Annotated in this window: 18 protein-coding genes; 15 read left to right on the top strand and 3 right to left on the bottom strand. The window is 45.4% G+C overall.

Features of this window, described 5'->3' with window-relative positions; genetic code table 11:
* The first annotated feature begins 329 nt into the window (after positions 1 to 329).
* Positions 330 to 1265: a heme o synthase gene (gene cyoE, locus WH45_RS18230; RefSeq protein ID WP_046215855.1), complete on the top strand. Its 936-nt coding sequence runs from the start codon at positions 330 to 332 to the stop codon at positions 1263 to 1265.
* Between the two features lie 124 nt (positions 1266 to 1389).
* On the opposite strand, the gene WH45_RS18225 is transcribed toward cyoE, so the two are convergent.
* Positions 1390 to 1740 carry a toprim domain-containing protein gene (locus tag WH45_RS18225; RefSeq protein ID WP_046215854.1) on the bottom strand — a complete coding sequence of 117 codons (351 nt, stop codon included), beginning with the start codon at positions 1738 to 1740 and terminating at the stop codon, positions 1390 to 1392.
* 209 nt (positions 1741 to 1949) lie between these two features.
* Here WH45_RS18225 and WH45_RS18220 point away from each other — a divergent pair, with 209 nt between their 5' ends.
* From WH45_RS18220 to WH45_RS18200, 5 genes are all read left to right on the top strand, one after another.
* On the top strand, positions 1950 to 2405 hold the full coding sequence (locus tag WH45_RS18220; protein WP_046215853.1) for a hypothetical protein: 456 nt from the start codon (positions 1950 to 1952) through the stop codon (positions 2403 to 2405).
* A 37-nt stretch (positions 2406 to 2442) separates the two neighbouring features.
* Positions 2443 to 3597, top strand: a complete 1155-nt coding sequence (locus WH45_RS18215; RefSeq protein WP_046215852.1) for a transglutaminase domain-containing protein — start codon at positions 2443 to 2445, stop codon at positions 3595 to 3597.
* Between the two features lie 277 nt (positions 3598 to 3874).
* Positions 3875 to 5863, top strand: a complete 1989-nt coding sequence (locus WH45_RS18210) for a peptidoglycan D,D-transpeptidase FtsI family protein (protein ID WP_046215851.1) — start codon at positions 3875 to 3877, stop codon at positions 5861 to 5863.
* A 114-nt stretch (positions 5864 to 5977) separates the two neighbouring features.
* Positions 5978 to 6436: a hypothetical protein gene (locus WH45_RS18205; RefSeq protein WP_046215850.1), complete on the top strand. Its 459-nt coding sequence runs from the start codon at positions 5978 to 5980 to the stop codon at positions 6434 to 6436.
* Between the two features lie 26 nt (positions 6437 to 6462).
* Complete coding sequence (locus WH45_RS18200; protein WP_046215849.1) at positions 6463 to 6924, top strand: hypothetical protein; 462 nt, start codon at positions 6463 to 6465, stop codon at positions 6922 to 6924.
* A 282-nt stretch (positions 6925 to 7206) separates the two neighbouring features.
* Here the strand turns inward: WH45_RS18200 and WH45_RS18195 are convergent, their stop codons facing one another.
* The gene (locus WH45_RS18195; protein ID WP_046215848.1) at positions 7207 to 7686 is read right to left on the bottom strand and encodes a hypothetical protein; all 480 of its coding nucleotides are present in this window, start codon (positions 7684 to 7686) and stop codon (positions 7207 to 7209) included.
* Between the two features lie 350 nt (positions 7687 to 8036).
* Between WH45_RS18195 and WH45_RS18190 the strand changes: the two genes are divergently transcribed.
* The 6 genes from WH45_RS18190 to WH45_RS18165 all read left to right on the top strand — a co-directional run bounded on the left by WH45_RS18190 (position 8037) and on the right by WH45_RS18165 (position 15051).
* Positions 8037 to 8468, top strand: a complete 432-nt coding sequence (locus tag WH45_RS18190) for a hypothetical protein (RefSeq protein ID WP_046215847.1) — start codon at positions 8037 to 8039, stop codon at positions 8466 to 8468.
* A 356-nt stretch (positions 8469 to 8824) separates the two neighbouring features.
* Positions 8825 to 10852 carry a peptidoglycan D,D-transpeptidase FtsI family protein gene (locus tag WH45_RS18185; protein ID WP_046215846.1) on the top strand — a complete coding sequence of 676 codons (2028 nt, stop codon included), beginning with the start codon at positions 8825 to 8827 and terminating at the stop codon, positions 10850 to 10852.
* Positions 10853 to 11207: 355 nt separating this feature from the next.
* Positions 11208 to 12233: a metal ABC transporter solute-binding protein, Zn/Mn family gene (locus tag WH45_RS18180; protein ID WP_082096935.1), complete on the top strand. Its 1026-nt coding sequence runs from the start codon at positions 11208 to 11210 to the stop codon at positions 12231 to 12233.
* Positions 12234 to 12437: 204 nt separating this feature from the next.
* On the top strand, positions 12438 to 13229 hold the full coding sequence (locus WH45_RS18175; RefSeq protein WP_046215845.1) for a metal ABC transporter ATP-binding protein: 792 nt from the start codon (positions 12438 to 12440) through the stop codon (positions 13227 to 13229).
* 21 nt (positions 13230 to 13250) lie between these two features.
* The gene (locus tag WH45_RS18170) at positions 13251 to 14162 is read left to right on the top strand and encodes a metal ABC transporter permease (RefSeq protein ID WP_235338415.1); all 912 of its coding nucleotides are present in this window, start codon (positions 13251 to 13253) and stop codon (positions 14160 to 14162) included.
* Positions 14152 to 15051: a metal ABC transporter permease gene (locus WH45_RS18165; RefSeq protein WP_046215843.1), complete on the top strand. Its 900-nt coding sequence runs from the start codon at positions 14152 to 14154 to the stop codon at positions 15049 to 15051. The genes WH45_RS18170 and WH45_RS18165 overlap by 11 nt, the downstream gene beginning before the upstream one ends.
* A 131-nt stretch (positions 15052 to 15182) precedes the next feature.
* Here WH45_RS18165 and WH45_RS18160 read toward each other — a convergent pair whose 3' ends face one another.
* Positions 15183 to 15806: a hypothetical protein gene (locus WH45_RS18160; protein ID WP_046215842.1), complete on the bottom strand. Its 624-nt coding sequence runs from the start codon at positions 15804 to 15806 to the stop codon at positions 15183 to 15185.
* A gap of 210 nt (positions 15807 to 16016) precedes the next feature.
* On the opposite strand from WH45_RS18160, the gene WH45_RS18155 reads away from it, so the two are divergent.
* From WH45_RS18155 to WH45_RS18145, 3 genes are all read left to right on the top strand, one after another.
* Complete coding sequence (locus WH45_RS18155) at positions 16017 to 16766, top strand: Cof-type HAD-IIB family hydrolase (protein ID WP_046215841.1); 750 nt, start codon at positions 16017 to 16019, stop codon at positions 16764 to 16766.
* Positions 16767 to 17000: 234 nt separating this feature from the next.
* A complete protein-coding gene (locus WH45_RS18150) occupies positions 17001 to 17486 on the top strand; it encodes a DUF456 domain-containing protein (RefSeq protein ID WP_046215840.1) in 486 nt (161 codons plus the stop codon).
* 253 nt (positions 17487 to 17739) lie between these two features.
* Positions 17740 to 19377 carry a putative polysaccharide biosynthesis protein gene (locus WH45_RS18145; protein WP_046215839.1) on the top strand — a complete coding sequence of 546 codons (1638 nt, stop codon included), beginning with the start codon at positions 17740 to 17742 and terminating at the stop codon, positions 19375 to 19377.
* Positions 19378 to 19404: the final 27 nt, after the last annotated feature.

Genomic DNA, 19404 nt, shown 5'->3' with positions numbered 1-19404 from the left:
ATAAATATATATCCGTTTCGGTTAGCCTGTAGTTTACCATAAACGGAAGATGAAAATATTAAACTCCGATAAATTGGAGTGCCTTGTCAATAAATTGTCATAATAATGACCGATCATGCTTCTGAATTCCAAAGACATTTGCATACAGGTATGATAAAGTTTATAGAGCAATTATTTTGTTTGATTTATTCTATTCACTTTTTGTGGAAATCTGTAAAAATGTGAACTGCATTTTCAGATGATATACAGAGAGTGAATATTTTTATGACTATACTTCTTGTTTACTCATCGGCTGTTTTCAGCTGAATTTTAAGGAGGAACTTATAAACGTGGATAAACATTTGGGTTATCAGACTCCCCCGGATTCCACAACGTTCGTAAGCCCGTCTCCGCAAGACCAGGTCGTGACCTGGAGAGATTTTGTCGCTTTAACCAAGCCCGGGATTCTTAGATCGAATCTGGTGGCTACGTTTGGCGGCTTTTGGCTTGCTTCCGGCTGGAATGTTCATTTTATACATCTGATCTGGACATTGCTCGGTACGATGCTCGTTATGGCTTCTTCGTGTGTATTTAACAACTATTTTGACCGTGATCTGGATACCAAGATGGCACGGACACAGGATCGGGTACTGGCAACACGCCGCCTGTCACCTAATGTGGTGCTCTGGTATGCGATTGGACTCGGTGTGCTGGGTCTTGGTGTACTGGCCATATTCTCCGGCTTGCTCGCTGCTGCTCTGGGCGTGCTCGGTATGTTCGTCTATGTGGTGATCTATACACTGTGGCTGAAGCGTTCGTCCACATGGAGTACTTCCATTGGTGGAATCTCTGGTGCGATGCCGCCGGTAATCGGCTATGTAGCCGTGACTAATCATATTGATCTGGCTGCCTGGCTGCTGTTTGCGATGCTGTTCCTGTGGCAGCCGCCGCACTTCTGGGCACTCGGTATTCGCCGGGTGGAAGAGTACCGCGCTGCAGGCTTCCCGCTGCTTCCCGTTGTCAAAGGAATCCAGCGCACCAAGTATCAGATGCTGCCGTATATTGCGCTGCTGATTCCGATCCCGATTCTGATGTATGTGTACAACTACACCGGCGTCATCTACATGATCGTATCGCTGGCCCTGTCGGTCGTATGGCTGTTCATGGCCGTATCGGGCTTCCGCAAGCCGGATACGGATAAATGGGCAAAAACCGCTTTTATTTTCTCGATCAACTACCTGACAATAAGCTTTATCCTGATGATTATCGATACGGTTCATAAGTAAAATCATTAGTTCTTCCCAAAATGGAAAAGCGTATTCTCCATTTCCCGGGTAATACCGAATCTCTATTATTGTAGCCGCAGAGTGCATTTTATCTCTGCGGCATTTTTAATAGGCAGCCATTCATTCAGGACCACGGAAGATCGGGATCGATAATATATTCGTCCAGTCCGGCTTTTTCCAGCTGGGCCACTACGTATTCATCCGGTGTACCTTCCACGCCCGCGTAACCGCGCCGTGTATACATATGGGTGGCATCCGGAAAAGCGTCGCTCAGTACGGCACGGATCTTGCGTCCTGACGGGTCATTATCCATAAACAGATACACTTCGTCCTGACCGACCTGCTTGCGCAGCTTTTCCAGCTTTTGCGAGTTTAGTGTACCAAAGGTACACAAGATCTCCACTTCCGGCTGCAGCAGCCTGCGCAGTTTGCTGCGGTCATTTTTGCCTTCGACGATAATATGAATCAAGGTCATCACCTCTATCAATAATTGTATAGGATGCGCCTCTTCCTATGCAAAAACACGAGTACGCGAAACTGCTGACACCCTGTATATACTTCGGTTATAATGATTCTAGCTTGCCTGCAAAACCGGAAGCAAATGATAAATTACTGAATTGTAATGAATACACCAATTGTGCTGAATTTGACTCAGCAAATGCAAAAGAATGGAGGGGAAACAAGATGGATTGGCAGGTATGGAGTGAATTTTTCAGGCAGAACTGGCTGATCATTCTGGTTGCCCTGATTATATTGTTTATGGTCATCAATCTGGTCAAAACGGTGATCAAATGGCTGATCGTCATTATTATCGTTGTTGCCGTGTTCATATATAGCGGTATTTCCATGGATCAGATTCGTGATACGGTCTCCGGAGTAACCGGGCAGACGGTGGCGGCTCTGCAGGAGCAGGCCATGGATGTGATGAAAGATGAAGCAAAGAGTGCCCGCTTTATTCAAAATGGGGATGGAACGTATACGATCAAGACCGAGACGGTTGAACTGAAAGGAACACCGGGAGCAGGCAAAGTTGGTGTGACCTTCCGCGGAGTGCCGCTGGGAGAATGGGAGATCAATAGTACGATCCGTTCGCTGATCGACCAGGCCAAGCAAAATACAGCTGCAGGAGCTTCTTTCTGATGAGCAGCATGGACATAACCAGAGGAGGAAGTGACGTATGGAACTGAGCAGTATTCAGGCATTATTTGATAGCAGTCTGGTCTCCTGTCTGTTGTATGCCATTGTGCTGCTGTCCGTGCTGCAGGGGATACGCCATGGCGTTATCCGCTCGGCTGGCCGGTTGTTCTCCTGGGCTGGGCGGACACTGCTGACTATTCTGGCGATCATTCTGGCTGCTCCTTTTGCATTATGGTCATCGCCGCATGTGCAGACCTGGGCAGAGCAGGTATCGTCATCTGTCCCGCAGGGCGAACTGAAGTGGTGGTGGGAAATGTATTACTCGGCGGTCTACCTGATCTCGGAGTTCTCGCTGCTGCGCTTTGTCGTGCTGTTTATGCTGAGCTATGTCGTAGCCAGCATTTGCTTTTCCCTGCTGGCTGTACTGCTGCTGCCGGAGAGATGGCGGCAGGGAGGACTGCCTGCGGAAGAGCGGCGTTCTTCGTGGTTTAGCCGTGTGCTGGGCGGCGGAATCGGTTTGGTAAACGGACTGCTGCGCTGCGGGATCGTGATTCTGGTGTTATTTATCGCGATCAGCCTGTATCCAAACACAAGAATGTCCTCTTATGTGGAAGCTTCCTCGCTCTATAATCATACGGTGACAGCTGTTGTGCAGCCGTTGACCGGTTCCTTTATCAAGGATACGCTGCCGGTATTCACCAGTGCAGTGGAGCAGGAACTGACAGGTATTTTCCAGCGCAAATACGATGTAGTGGACCGCAGCATTCCGGCGGATATCGAGGAAGCGGCGGCATCGATCGTCTCGGATGCCAGTGGAACGGAAGACAAGGCCCGGCGTCTGTATGACTGGGTCGGCTCGCGGGTGAGTTATGACTATGGCAAAGTAGCGGATTACGAGCAGCGAGGCGTATGGCATGAACAGACACCGGAAGATACATTTGCTACCCGCATGGGTGTATGTATCGACTATGCCCGTCTCTATGCCGTAATGGCCCGTTCACAGGGAATTGACGTGCGTGTCGTTACGGGGCTGGGATATAACGGCAAGGGTGGTTATGGACCGCATGCCTGGAATGAAGTCTATCTGCCGGATCAGCAGCAGTGGATTCCGCTTGATCCGACATGGGCATCCGCAGGCAACTGGTTCAACCCGCCCAAATTCGCAGAGACACATATCGAACAAAGCGTGTTATAAGCTTTAAGCTGCAGGTCTTAAGCGAGCCTGCAGCTGATGGATTTGCAAACGCGAAATTTCTCATTAGCCTGCTGGCTATGCTAATATAATACATGTTGAGTCGTAGAGCCCAAAACCGTACAATACAGAGCCTTTTATAAAGGTTGGTCTGTGAATAGCGGCGCATATACAGGTTTACTCCGGTAAATACGAACGATTAGGCATCATAAAGCAGTGCCTTTCCCCAAAGAAGGCGCTGCCTTATGATGCCGTTAAGAAGAAGGAGAAAGATCAAGAAATGAAAAAATCGGGTATTGATGAGTCGTCCAAGCGCGAACTCCGAAATCAACGTCAGTTCTCTATCCGTCTGAACGTTTTCTTTTTTGCGACATTTATTGTATTTACGGTGCTGATTGTCCGGCTTGCGATACTGCAATTTGTTGAAGGACCGACACTGCGGGAAAAGGAAGCAAGTATCTCAACCAAAAGCACGCCGATCCCGCCGATTCGCGGAAATATTATGGATGCCTCGGGTAAAGCACGGATTGCCTATTCGACATCGTCACAGTCGCTCTACTTTACAATGACCAAGAACTATGCATTAGAGCAAAACAAAACGGAACTGTATGATATTGTTGGCAAACTTAAAAAAGTCTTCAACAAATATGGTGATCCAAATGAAAAAATGACTGCCGAACAGATCATCAAAGCAATGGATATTAATTCTAAAGTACAATATGGATACACGCCACGAAGAATTAAAAAGAACCTGACAAATGAAGAAATTGCCCATTTCTTGGAACATAAGGATGAGTTTAAAGGAATCGAGATTGTTGAAGAAAGTGTACGTCATTATGATACCGATCAGGTGGCGACGCAGACCGTGGGTTATTTGCGTCAGTTCAGTAGCGTTAGTTCTAAGATAGATTATTATGACCTTAAATCTGATATAACAGAGCCGGATGAGAAATATCTCTCTACAGAATATGTCGGTGTAGATGGCATTGAATACGCGTATCAAGATGATCTACGTGGTAAAAATGGTCTAAAAACAACACCTGTTAACGCATTAAATCGGCCTATTGGCAGATCGGAATTAACAGCTCCCCAAAAAGGGAACAATGTCTGGCTGACAATTGATAAAAACGTACAGATGGCTACTCAAAAAGCGATTACAGATCAGCTCGCTTATCTTCAATCGTATCGTAGCGGAAGCGCACAGGCGCGTAATGCTCAGACAGGCTATGCGGTGGCGATGGAAGTGAATACAGGCAAAGTGGTAGCAATGGCAAGTATGCCGGACTACGACCCTAACATCTGGGAAAATATGACAAATGATAAGTACAAGGAAATACTACCTCGTCTTGCAAATGGTACAATTAAAGAAGTTTATCGTGAAGGGCATGCTTCTTCGATGGTATTGATGGGGTCTGTTATTAAGCCTCTTACTGTATTGATTGGTTTAAAAGAAGGTGTGATTACGCCTTACAGTCAGTATCAGGATAGAGGATATGCTGAATTTGGTAAAGAAGGCCATGAGGCAAGGATTCGTAATGCTAGCGGTCATGTCTACGGGCCATTGAATCCATCCACAGCTATTAAACATTCTTCCAATGCATTTATGATTGATAAAATTGGACTGCCATTATATCGAAAATATCAAGCTGACTCTATTAATGTATGGGATAAATACATGAAGGAATTTGGACTGGGCGTATCTACTAATAGCGGACTGCCAGGTGAAAGCGCCGGTTCAGGCGAGTATATGAACCTGGAAGCGGCAGGTAGTGCGCAGGCAGCGATGGCCTTTGCTTCCTTTGGCCAGCAGGGTAAATACACGACACTGCAGCTGGCACAATATGTTACGACGCTCGCCAACAAAGGCAAACGTCTGAAGCCGCAATTTGTCAGCAAAATTACCGATGCCGAAGGCAATACAGTAAAAGAATTCAAACCGGAAGTTGTCAATACGATCAATCTGCCGGATGAATATTGGAACACAGCCATCAACGGCATGCGCAGTGATGTCGCTGTATTTAAGGATTATCAGTATGATGTAGCCCGTAAAACAGGTACATCCGAGCAATCCATTTATGGACATACCGTGGATAACGGTGTATTTATTGCCTTTGCCCCGCGGGAGAACCCAAAGCTGGCAGTAGCCGTGGTTATTCCGGAAGGTGGATTCGGAGCGCAAAGTGCAGCGCCTGTAGCACGCAAAATATTTGAAGCCTATGATCAAGAATACGGTTTGGATGGAACTCCTCATAAAACAGACGAAAAATAAAAAAAATGTAAAAAAAGCAAAACAATACAATGTTTTGCTTTTTTTTACATTTTTATTTCTTTATGGTATAATCGAAATGCAGTAAAAAAACTTACATAGAAAGGAATTTTTTAAATGCAAAGTAATTTAAAGAAAGTAGTCATATCAGCTGTATTTGTTTCTAGTTTATTTCCAATTAGTATCATGCATGCGGATAGTTTAACCGTCGTAGAGGATAGTTATACACCAGATACTAACGGAGTCCCTCCAGTTCTTATTAGCAGCCCAAATGTAAAAGAGCAGCAAATTAATACGCAAGAATATAGAACACATGATCTTGGAGACATTACAGCCCCTATATATCACCAAGGATCTGTAAGAGTTCAAATATTTCCAAAAGGTGACGGTTTAGTACAAGTACGAATGTTCAAAAAAGAGAATAATCAATTAATTGAAATTACATCTCAGCTCGTAAATGCGAAAAATGGTAAAAGTTCTGATGTATACTTTAATGCTTCAAATTATGGATATGTCTATTTTGGTGCATCATCATATGATGGAAATGTTACAGGTAAATTTAATGTTATTTGGTAAATTCAATGTTTAAAGGAGAAATTATAATGAATATAAAAAAATGTATGCTTAGTGTTTCAATTTCGAGTGCTCTTTTACTTACTGCCACACCCATCTATGCGGCAGATAATAGCTCGCCAAATAACTATATAGAATTGAATCCAAGTGATTTACAAAACAGTCATTCACCTATTATTGTTCCTTCTCCAATTAATGAAGGCGGAGTTACAACTCAAGATTATAGAACTTATAAATTCAGTGAAAATACATTCTCACAAGAGTTCTATGCTCCTGGTGTAATTACTATAACCTTATACCCAGAAAAAACTGAGGAAATAAGACTAATAGTGTATAGAAATGTTGATGGGATGCATGTAGCAACACCTTTCAATAGGTATGTAAACGTTACGGCAGGGCAACCTCAAACGATCAAAGTGCAAGTTACAGGATATACTAGTGTGTCTTTAAATAGTCATTACCAAGTAGGTAAATTTGACATTATGTGGTGATTGTATATAAAACAATAATTATTCAAGAGGAGCTTCCTATATTTATTAGGAAGCTCCTCTTAAATAATTGCTAGATCAAGTTGACTACTAAAATACGTGTTCAAGTTGTTGCTGTATAAAATAATAGTTGGAAATCAATAAAGTAAAGTGAAAAGGTTGATAACTGGTAGTCGATTTATGATTATAAAAGTAAATATTGGAATAACAGTAAAGAAGCCTCCTTAATTTAAATAAAGAGGCTTCTTTACTGTTGCATTATCATAACAGACCTAGGACTAAATTTTAATTTCCTGCCCAGTCATAGGCACCAATGCTACCTACAGCTCTTCCATCAACTATAAAAAATAAAGGTATGCCTGTAGGTAGACCTTTAATATACTTGGATCCAGCGCTAGAAAAGCTAGTAGAACCGTAAGATTGGTATGTACCATTAGAACCAACACTAGCCACATAAATAGTAAAGTTACTAGAAGAAGATGGTATCCAATTGATGCGTACAGTACTATTGCTAAGAGTAAAATTCCCAAAATTATAATTGTTGGAAACATTCAATTTACCATCAACTATAACTCTGTTACCAGAAGCTAAGGTGCTTGTTCCCTCTACATTTGGAATAAAAGATGCAGATGAGATTAATCCATTCTGGATATAGTTTGAACTATCCAGTTCTGTAGAGGCTGCTAAAGTAATGTTTGCTCCTTGAAGTAACAAAGTAGCAGTAAGTGCAGATGTAGCTAGTAGTTTAAATAAATTAGATTTCATTTTGTCCTCCTGTTTATGTAATTTAATGGTTCTTTTTAAATATAACGATATAAAATGATAAAATCAAGAATTAAGCTTTATGCTATAATATCAAGCTTTCAAATTTGCTGAAATTATATCTTGTGTGATTATTATTTTAAATCTTTTGAACTCAATTTTTTGATTTAAGTGAGATATTTATGTAATTAATTAAAATAAAGTATATTTTAAATGTAATATATGTTGAAAAAATATATGTTGAAAATATATGGCATTCAAATGGTATTAAAAAATTTGATGTTATATTAGTTTGTATGTTACAATTAAAATGAAATATATTACATAATTTATTTAAAAAGGAGATTGGTACTATGATTGGAAAAAGAATTTTTAGTTTAGCATTAATTAGCGGTTTAATTATGGTATCAAGCACAGCTACAGCTTCATCGAGTTTGACGAATACAAGTAATTCTCCTGAATCTCCTATAGGTTTTGGGAACGTAGCGTCTAAAGGTGAATCTACTACTCAAGAATTTCGTACATATTCCTATCCTGGAAAGTCCCCAAGCATTTATTCACCAGGTACAATAGGTATTCAGATAGTTCCTGAGACGCCCGGAGATATTTATGTTTATGTTTATAAAGTGAACTCTGATGGAAGCGAAGCTTCTGCAGGACTTACAAGATTTGATGGTGGGGTAGGGAATGTTTCAAAAGTATATAAATTTAACGTACCAGGTTATGTGAGATTTGAAGTTCGTGATATTAATGGTGGACATGGAAAATATAATGTAGTATTTTAATCGGAAAAATATTACATTAAGACCTTTAAAATGCAGAATTAAATTCTACATTTTAAAGGTCTTTTTATATAAAATCAAAATTGCTACCTTTAATCTTAGAAATATTTTTATGATCAGTTCTTTATATCCATAAATTGGAAAATATAGATAGATATACAGAACTAATCATAAATATTTTTTACAGATCAAGAAAGTTTTTAGAAAAATATAAGAAGATGAATATATTTTTAAGTGAGATTTGTTCCTAAGCTTGTTTATGCTAAAATGAAGAGATAGTTACATATAATAGTACCGTTCAGTGTTTGCTAAGATTTTCGATATATTTAATTATTATTTACAGGAGGGTTTTCTGGTCAATGAAAAAGATAGGTTCATCCGAATCGGAGGAATTTGAAGAGAGTCATCGGCGCCAATTTTCAATCCGGCTGAATATTTTCTTTTTTGCTACTTTTCTTATATTCACTGTGTTGGTGGTACGTCTGGCTATTTTGCAATTTGTGGAAGGTCCGACACTGACCGAAGAAGAATCGAGTATTACTAATAACGAGACACCAATTCTGCCGAGCCGTGGAATTATCTATGATGCTTCCGGTTCCAAGATCGCTTATTCGATTCCGACACAATCGCTGTATTTCACGCTAAATAAAGATTACCAGCTGGAAAAGAACAAACCAGAGTTTTACAAAATTGTCGGAGATCTGAAACGTGTATTTAACACGTATGGTGATCCAGATAAGAAAATGTCAGCTGACGAGATTATTGATGCAATGGATATTACGTATCGCAAAAATTTTGGCTACACACCGCGCCGGATTAAAAAGGATCTCAGCAATAAGGAGATTGCTTATTTCCTGGAGCACAAGAGTGACTACAAAGGAATCGAAGTTCGCGAAGAAAGCATTCGTCAATACAGCCCGGATCGTGTAGCTGTTCAGACAGTTGGTTATCTTAAAGGGTTCTCAGGAGTTAAAGGGGACAAAAATTATCAGGGTGGTTTGGTCAAATATAGAAACAGAGCTCAGCTTACAGGTGCCAAGGAAATGTATATGGATACGGAGTTTGTAGGTACAGATGGTCTGGAGTATATGTACCAGGATGAACTGAGAGGGAAAAATGGCGTACGCAGCACACCTGTTAATGCAATGAACCGTGCTGATGGACGTGATACATTGTTACCTCCTCAGAAAGGCCACAATCTGTGGATGACTATCGATAAAAATGTGCAGCTCGCGACTCAGCAGGCAATCACAAATCAGGTTGCCCAGCTGCGTTACCAAAAAGGTGCCGGTAATGCGCTGACCGGATATGCGGTAGCGATGGAAGTACAGACCGGCAACGTAATCGCGATGGCTAGTATGCCGGATTATGATTCCAATATATGGTCGCAGTCGCCGTCACAGCAGCAAATTGCCGATCTGGAACCCATTTACCCGAACGGAACGATCCGGGAGATTTATAATGGACGTCGTGCATCTTCCATGGTATTGCTGGGTTCCGTTATCAAGCCGCTCAGCGTCATGATCGGTCTGAAAGAAGGATTATTTACTGCAGATACATGGTACTATGATCGCGGTTATGCCGAATTTGGTAAAGCAGGTCATGAAACCAGAGTACGAAATGCCCTGGGAGAAGTGCTGAATTCATTAAATCCAACAAGAGCTATTGAAAAGTCTTCCAATGCCTTTATGGTTGATATGGTTGGTAAGCAGCTGGTGGTTAAACATGGCAGCAAGGCCATTGATGTATGGGATAAATACATGAAAGAATTTGGTCTTGGCGTAACAACTCAGAGCGGTCTGCCTTATGAGAGTGAAGGCCGTGGCGAGTATACCAACCTTAAGGCAGCAGGTAGTGTACAGGCAGCGATGGCATATGCTTCCTTTGGTCAACAGGGACGTTATACGACGCTCCAGCTTGCCCAGTATGTCACCACCATTGCCAACAAAGGCAAGCGCCTGAAACCGCAGTTCGTGAGCAAGATTACGGATGCCAAAGGCAATGTCGTAAAAGTAACCAAGCCGGAAGTGCTGAATACCGTCGATTTCCCGCCAGAGTACTGGAACACAGTCATTAACGGAATGCGCAGTAAAGTGGAAGCGCTGAATGGCTACCGCTATGATGTAGCCCGTAAGACCGGTACATCCCAGCAGTCCGTATACGGCAAAATTGTCGATAACGGTGTATTTATCGCTTTTGCTCCGCGTGATAATCCAAAGCTGGCCGTGGCAGTAGTCATTCCGGAAGGCGGCTTCGGTTCCCGAAGTGCAGCACCGGTAGCGATCAAAATCTTCGATGCCTATGATCAGGAATACGGCCTGGATGGCATTCCAAAGAAAAAGACGGCCACTACAGACGAGGCGGCTGTTGAAGAGCCCGTGCAGTAAGCAGCCCGTAATGTACGGGATGATCATTACCTCAGCGCAACTTTTAAACGACTGAAGCTATTCACGCTGTATCGTCAGACTCTCTCCCCTTTATCGGGAGAGAGTCTTTTTTTGATATATTCCGGCTTTATTTTGGCACTTGCAATTTGACATTTTACCCCTTAAAATTTGCATCAGGGAAACATTATTTCCATATATAAAAATAAAGTCATATAGGAAATACTTTTGTTGCTAAGCAATAGTCAAAAAAGACAAGATATACTTCATAGCGTCAAATCCATGCATGCGATTCATTTTTACAGCAAAAGTATGATTCACTTTCACAGCAAATTTCTACAGTAAAAGGAGAGAGATTATGAAGTGGGATGTACAGGTTCAAAATAAAAGCCTGATTCATAGGCTATCCAAACACAAAATTCGGCAGCGTAAAAACAGGCTGTCTACAGTTGGATCTGCAGCTCTGCTGCTCCTGCTCATCGTGATACTGACAGGCTGCAACAATAATCCATTTGCTTCGGAAAATGCTGCAGCCGATCAGGGAGCAGGTAAATTCCGGATTACCGCCACAACCGGTATGATTGCGGATGCAGCTCGTCAGGTGGGCGGAGAGCATGTATACGTCACCGGCCTGATGGGGCCCGGCGTCGATCCGCATATGTACAAAGCTTCCCAGGGAGATATCCGCAAGCTGGATGAAGCCGACCTCGTGCTGTACAACGGACTGCATCTGGAAGGAAGCATGACGAATATTATGGAAAAGATGAGCCGAACCCGCAATGTAGCCGCTGTTACTGCCTCCATCCCTGCCAGTGAGCTGCGGCAGAGCGAAGAGAATGCAAGCGAGCATGATCCGCATATCTGGTTTGATGTGCGCCTGTGGATGCAGTGTGTCGAGCAGATTCGCGATTCACTCATCGCCGCTGATCCTGATCATGCACAGGATTATCAAGCCAACGCTGCAGCCTATCTGGCTGAACTGAAGCAGCTGGATGAGGATGTACGGGAGCAGATAGCCTCTATTCCACAGCAGAGCAGAGTGCTGGTGACCGCTCATGATGCTTTTGGCTATTATGGAGATGCGTATAACATTGAAGTGCGCGGATTGCAGGGAATCAGTACCGCTTCGGAATACGGTTCCCGGGATGTCAGCGAACTGCGCGATATGCTGGTGGAGCGTAGTATCAAAGCCGTCTTCGTTGAAAGTAGTGTGCCCGCACGCTCCATGGAAGCCATTATCGCCGGAGCAGCACAGCAGGGGCATATGGTAAATATTGGCGGTGAATTGTACTCCGATGCACTCGGTGAACAGGGCAGCGATGCCGGAGACTACATCGGTATGGTTCGCCATAACACGGATACCATCGTCAAGGCACTCCGGTAAAGGACAGGACAAAGCAGAGTAATGGGAAGCACAAACTGTCTTTTTTACAGCCGCTTGTCATAACAGATTGCCGATGACAGAAAACTCGCTGCTGATTGGATGAAACGGATATTCTTTCTTCGAAACCAGGTCAAATACAGCCCGGATTAATAGAATGTATGGATATAAATCATCTTCACACTAACGATAAAGGGAGGAATCAAAATGAATACAAAGCCTGTTAATCTACCGATTCACACAGCAGTCAGTCCGCTGAATGCCCAGAGCATCACTGTGGCCTACCACAAAAAGCCCGTTGTACAAAATGTATCTTTTACCCTTGATGAAGGTCGATTGGTCGCCTTGATCGGACCGAATGGAGCCGGCAAATCGACACTGCTCAAAGCAATGCTTGGACTGGTGCCTGCGATCAGCGGAGAAGTGAGCATCTACGGCAAGCCATATGCCAGCCAGCGCAAACGGATTGGTTATGTGCCCCAGCGCGAGTCGGTCGACTGGGATTTCCCAACCAATGCGCTCGATGTGGTACTCATGGGCACCTATGGACGTCTCGGCTGGTTCCGTCGTCCGGGGCGGCAGGAGCACGAGATTGCGCTGGAATCGCTGTCCAAAGTAGGCATGGCCGATTATGCGGACCGCCAGATCAGCCAGCTGTCCGGGGGACAGCAGCAGCGTGTATTTCTGGCCCGGGCACTGGCCCAGCAGGCCGATCTGTATCTGATGGATGAACCGTTTGCCGGTGTGGATGCCGCAACAGAGAAAGCGATTATTACGCTGCTGGAGCAGCTCAAGCAGCAGGGCAAGACTGTGCTGGTCGTGCATCATGATCTGTCGACGGTTGAATCCTATTTTGACGATGTACTGCTGCTGAACCGGGAGCTGATCGCTGCCGGGCCGGTGGAGAACGTATTTAACACCGAGATGCTGCAGCGTACCTATGGCGGTCGACTGACCTTTTTGCAGGATAGCGGCAGCATGATTATGGCGGGGAAATAAGGAGGGATTACATTGCTGGATATGCTTGTCTATATTATGAACGATCCCAATGTACGCTGGATTATCCTCGGCTGCATGCTGCTTGGTCTCAGCAGCGGTGTGATCGGTTCCTTTATGGTGCTGCAAAAGAAGAGCCTGATCGGCGATGCGCTGGCTCATGCGGCACTGCCGGGAATCTGTATCGCTTTTATGCTGCTCGGAGTCAAATCGACCGCAGGCTTCCTGATTGGAGCATTAATCGCCGGCATGCTGGCGACGGTAGGTATTCGCTGGATTACCGAACATTCCCGGATCAAGCAGGATGCGGCAATGGGCATCATTTTATCGTTTTTCTTTGGGATTGGGGTGCTGCTGCTTACCCGTATTCAGCATAGCGGCAACGGTGGACAGAGTGGACTGGACAAGTTCCTGTTCGGTCAGGCCGCCTCAATGATGCGGGAAGATCTGTATCTGCTAACCGGCATAAGCATCTTACTGATTGCTGTCTGTACCCTGCTGTTCAAGCAGTTCAAGCTGGTGAGCTTTGACCGCGGCTTTGCACGCGGACTTGGCTGGCCGGTCGTCTGGCTGGAGCAGATCATTCTGCTGCTAACAGTGCTTGTCGTCGTGGCAGGCATTCAGGCCGTCGGGGTAGTGCTGATGTCTGCGTTGTTGATTACACCCGCTGTAGCTGCACGCTACTGGACAGACCGGCTGCATATTATGGTTATCCTGGCTGGTATCTTTGGCGCGGTCAGCGGAGCGGCAGGCACGGTATGGAGCAGTATGGTATCCCAGCTGCCGACGGGACCGGTCACGGTGCTGGCAGCGACGCTCATATTTGCAGTGTCCGCTTTATTCGCACCACGCCGCGGATGGGTCGCTCGTCTCTGGCAGCAGCGGCAGAACCGGCTGGAATGGCAAAAGCAGGGAGGGGTATCTCATGAGCAGTGACTTCTGGATTATGCTGACGGCAGCACTGATGTCAGCGTGCTGCGGGCTGCTGGGATGCTTTCTGATTCTGCGTAAAATGGCATTGATCGGGGATGCGATCAGCCATGCGGTACTGCCGGGGATTGCTATTGCTTTCCTGCTGAGCGGTGGACGTGATTCGATGGCCATGATGATCGGGGCAACTGCACTGGGGCTGATCGCTGTATTTCTGATCCAATGGCTGCAGAGTTCAGGCATTCAATCGGATGCCTCGATCGGTATTATTTTCACCGCATTGTTCGCGATTGGTGTCATTCTGGTCAGTCTGAATGCGCGTAATATCGATCTGGATCTGGACTGTGTATTGTTCGGGGAAATTGCCTATGTACAGTGGGATACCTGGATGATGAGCGGCATGGATATGGGTCCGCGTTCGGTGTGGATGCTGGGATTTGCGCTGCTGGTCATTCTAACGCTGCTCGGTCTGTTTTACAAGCAGTTCAAAATCACTGCCTTTGATCCGGCAATGGCGGCAGCCTGCGGTATCCCGGTGATGGTGTTCCATTATCTGCTCATGGGCATGGTCTCGATGACGTCAGTTGCTTCCTTTGAAAGTGTTGGCGCCATTCTGGTCGTAGGCATGCTGGTCATACCGGCCGCTACCGCCTACCTGCTCACAGACCGCCTCGGCAGAATGCTGATCTACAGCGTCATTGTCGGTATCGTTAGCTCGATTGTCGGCTATTACACCGCCTATGTGCTTAACGCCTCCATCGGCGGCAGCATCGTAACCGTGGCGGGTATCCTGTTCATCATTACGTTCCTGTTATCTCCACGTCATGGCATTCTGTTCCGCAAACTGCAGCATTTGAAGCTAAATAAAACGAGTTTGGATCATGATATGAAATAAAGCAAATGCCTTGGATTTTATGAGTAGTAAATAAATATAGACCGAGAATAAAGTGAAAAAACGAAGGCGATTGGTTCCTGTATGGATTCCGGTTGTCTTCGTTTTTTTTGTAGGAAGTCAATAAATTGACTTTAAGATCTGCCCAACCACATTTGCTTTGAAACAGCAGGGTCTTCAAAAATTTTGTCCTTTAAAGTAAAGGTAACTTTCCAAAAGTCTTTTTTCCACCTTTCATAATCAGGCTCTATATAACTGAGCAAACTTAACATTGCCTCTGTATCAGAAGGAGCCAGATCAATTAGTATATTATTATGGAAAATACCAGTAAGACCATGCTCTATGGAAAGTCGGCAATTTTTAAAAAATTCAAGCGAATAGTAAGAGAATTCACCTTGAAAATAGCCAGGTAAGATTTGTAAAACTGGAGTTCCCAGATAAATATGAATATCCTGTGGATTGACAAAATGAAGAGGTACAAAAGAGCCAGTCTGTTCTTCATAACTTTCAAAAACATGTCCTTCCGATTGCCAAGAAAGTAATGCTTCTAAAAAAGAATAATAAATATTGGAAAAGTGATCTCTAATATAATGAATAGTATTCGTATCTCGATCAGTCAGCGGATTGGAGGTATCAATCAGTATAGCGACAGGATAAGGGGCTGTAGAGGATAGGGACGGTGGGAGCTGAACATGAAGTTCTCCTTCCCAGCATCCATACTTTTCACTATATTGAAGGTGATTGATTGTATTAGTCATGATTAATTGTACTCCTATTGTTTATTTTCAACATATGTCTAAGAAAACAGCATATCGTTGACGTTTGGTAAGATCATCTATAGACTACTTAATGAAAAAGAGGTTGATTTTGTTAAGCAGATAGTTGCAGTAAAAATATTACTCAGTATTAATAATACTATTATTGTAGTACCTTTTAAATAAAGAAAATGGATGGAGGAACACCCCGCAATGACAACACGCAAATACAAATTGCTCGCACTTGATATGGATGGAACACTGCTCAACGACAATCATGAGATCACCCTGGAAACGAGCAAATGGATCAATAAAGCGATGGACGAAGGCATTCATGTCTGTCTCTCGACCGGTCGTGCAGCCAGCAGTGCACTGCCGTATGGACAGGAACTGGGACTGGAGACGCCGATGGTGACCGTGAATGGCAGTGAAGTATGGAAATCACCGCGTGAGCTTTACCGCCGCACCCTGTTGGACCCGGCGCTGGTACGCCAGATGCACGACCTGGCGATGGAAAAGGAAGTATGGTTCTGGGCCTATTCGGTCGAGCGTCTGTATAACCGTGACCGCTGGCTGGAAAATACACCGCTGGAACAGGTGGAATGGCTCAAATTTGGCTATAATACCGAAAATGACCAGCTTCGTCACGAGATTCTGATGGCGCTGCAGGATATGGGCGGACTGGAAATCTCCAACTCCTCTCCTTACAATCTGGAAATCAACCCGCTCGGCATTAACAAAGCGGCAGGAATCGCCGAAGTGTGCCAGCTGCTGAATATCGATATGTCCGAAGTGGTCGCTGTCGGTGACAGTCTCAACGATCTCGCAGTGATCCAGGCTGCGGGACTTGGCGTAGCGATGGGCAATGCCCAGGAGACCGTCAAATCCGAAGCCGATCTGGTCGTCGCCAGCAACAATGATGATGGGATCGTCGAAGTGATTCGCGATCATATCCTGGTCTAACCTGCATAAGTCTCCACATTCTCCGCACAATTTGAAACCAATGTGTCATTTGGACAGTATACAGGTATACAAATAGTAGAGTATATCTGCAGAAGCAGGCGAACAGGTCTGTTTCTGCGGAAGCGCAGCTAAAGTTAGAGTATACCTTGCGCTGTGAAGATACTTCTTGAATGAACATGGATGATCATGTGCCAATCCGGATAGTCCGGATCGGACAAAGGAGAGAGATGACAGATGGAAGTTATAGGTTGGATACTGGTCATTGCCCTGTTTGTAATCGGGATGCTCGGAACGATCTATCCCGTATTACCGGGAGCATTGGCAATATATTTTGCATTTTTTGTATACGGATGGTTTTTCTCGTTCGCTGAATTTGGACCGTGGTTCTGGATTATCCAGACGGTTATTGTTATTGCCCTGTTTGTGGCAGATTATCTGGTCAGCGCCTATGGGACCAAAAAGTTCGGAGGCACGAGGCTATCGGTCATCTTGTCCACGATTGGTCTGATTATCGGACCGTTTGTGATTCCGGCTTTTGGTCTGATTCTGGGTCCATTGATCGGGGCACTCGCCGGTGAGCTGATCAGCGGCAAGAACTTCCAGACGGCACTCAAAGTCGCCTGGGGAACGATGCTTGGACTGCTGTCCAGCGCGGTCGTGAAGATCATTCTCCAGCTGGGCATGATTATCATCTGGATTATCTGGATTGTCCAGCATTAAGCGGATGTACATTGCGAATTACGCAGAAGCTTGTCTATAATAGTAATGCTGACGTAAGACGACGACCGGAAGGCGAATCAGCCTTCCGGTTTTTTGTGCCGATTTGGTTACATAGACAGTCCGCAGGTCTCTGGATGATGCAGATGAATCCTACCGTACCAGCCAATAGGCAGCAGGCGGCAGAGCAATGAATATAATGAGATGATCCGAATACTGTGCATCCATGATGTGACATGAGAGAAGGGGAACTATTTTGGCTAAGGCAGAATCATTTATCAAAGGAACGATCATCCTGGCCGTGGCGGCACTGGTCGCCCGTGTACTGGGACTGGCACAGCGCGTACCGCTGGAGCATTTACTCGGTTTTACCGGGGATGCGGCATTTTCGATTGCCAACAATGTGTACCTGATGCTGCTGGCGGTTGCTACCGCAGGCATTCCGAGCACACTCAGTAAAATGGTGTCCGAGCGTTATGCGCTGGGACGCCCGCATGAAGCGCAGCGCATTTATTATGCGGCGCTGCTGTTTGCCGGAGCGGCGGGTGTGGTGATAACGCTGCTGCTGTATTTTGGAGCGCCGTATTATGCGGCAATGTCCAAGGAGCCGGCGGCGGCTCTGTCCCTGCAGGCCATTGCTCCATCCCTACTGCTGTTCCCGGCAATCGCCATGATGCGCGGTTATTTCCAGGGGCGCAATATGATGATAGCGGGCGGTATATCACAGATTGTGGAGCAGTTTGCCCGTGTATTCACGGCTATTTTGCTGGCGTATCTGCTCGTACGTATCGGTTATGGTGATGTGGAAGTAGCTGCTGCCGCTTCATTCGGCAGTGTGCTCGGCAGTATCGGTGCTTTTGCGGTCATGATCTACTTTACCCTCAAGCTGCGCAAACAGGATGCAGCCAGCCGCATGGAAATGAAAAAGATCGGCGAAGAATCGGTCATCCCTCTGGGTCAGATTTACAAGGATATATTCAAATTATCCATACCGATTGTTATTGCCTCGCTGACGATTCCGGCAGTCAATATTATAGACAGTTCGATTATCAAACCGCTGCTGATCGACCAGGTCGGCAATCTGGCAGCGACCGCTTCTCTTGGTATTCTGGGACAGCGTGCACAGAGTATTGCAGGGATTCCGCCGATTCTGGCTATCGCGCTCAGTACCTCACTGATCCCGATTATCTCGGCAGCCTATGCCCGCAAAGAACAAGAGAATCTGCAAAAGCAGATGACTCTGGCGCTGCGGATCTCGGTATTGACCGGGGTGCCGATCGTGCTGATGCTGGCGACGGCAGCCTACTGCATTAATGGACTGCTGTTCAGTGCGCATGACAGCGGCGGGGCAGATGCACCGAGCATTATTGCGCTGCTGACGATTTGTACAATTTTCCAGATTACGATGATGACGAGCAACTCGATGCTGATCGGGATTAACAAAGTCAATCTGTCGATGGTTCACGTACTGGCCGGGATTGCTCTTAAGCTGGTACTGAGTCTGGTGCTGTCGCAATTTTTCGGCATTTACGGCATTATTTCGGCAACCGGATTATGCTTTGTGCTGATTACGATATTGAATCTGCGTTCGCTGCATCAGGTGGTCAACTTCTCCGTACTTGGCAGCCGCTGGCCGGGCTTCCTGATCACCGTCGTGCTGCTCGGTCTGGTCGGTCTCGGGCTGAATCAGGCAGGGATCGGATTGACGGCCTGGATGAACGACAGGGTTGCATTTTTCCTTGGTTGTTGTATGGTAGGAATAGCGACACTGGTATTGTATCCGGTGATGTTGGTGATCCTGCGCGTGGTGCGTGCAGAAGAATTGTCCTCGTATCCGGGACCGCTGCGCAAGCTGCTGTCACCGCTGATGCGTCTGCAATCCCGCAAAGGCTGATCATTCATTATAAATAAAGGAGGATTT

This window comes from Paenibacillus wulumuqiensis, from assembly GCF_000971965.1.
Classification (GTDB): domain Bacteria; phylum Bacillota; class Bacilli; order Paenibacillales; family Paenibacillaceae; genus Saccharibacillus; species Saccharibacillus wulumuqiensis.
The sequence above is the reverse complement of the archived record's forward strand: the minus strand, read 5'-3'. Positions and strand labels throughout refer to the sequence as shown.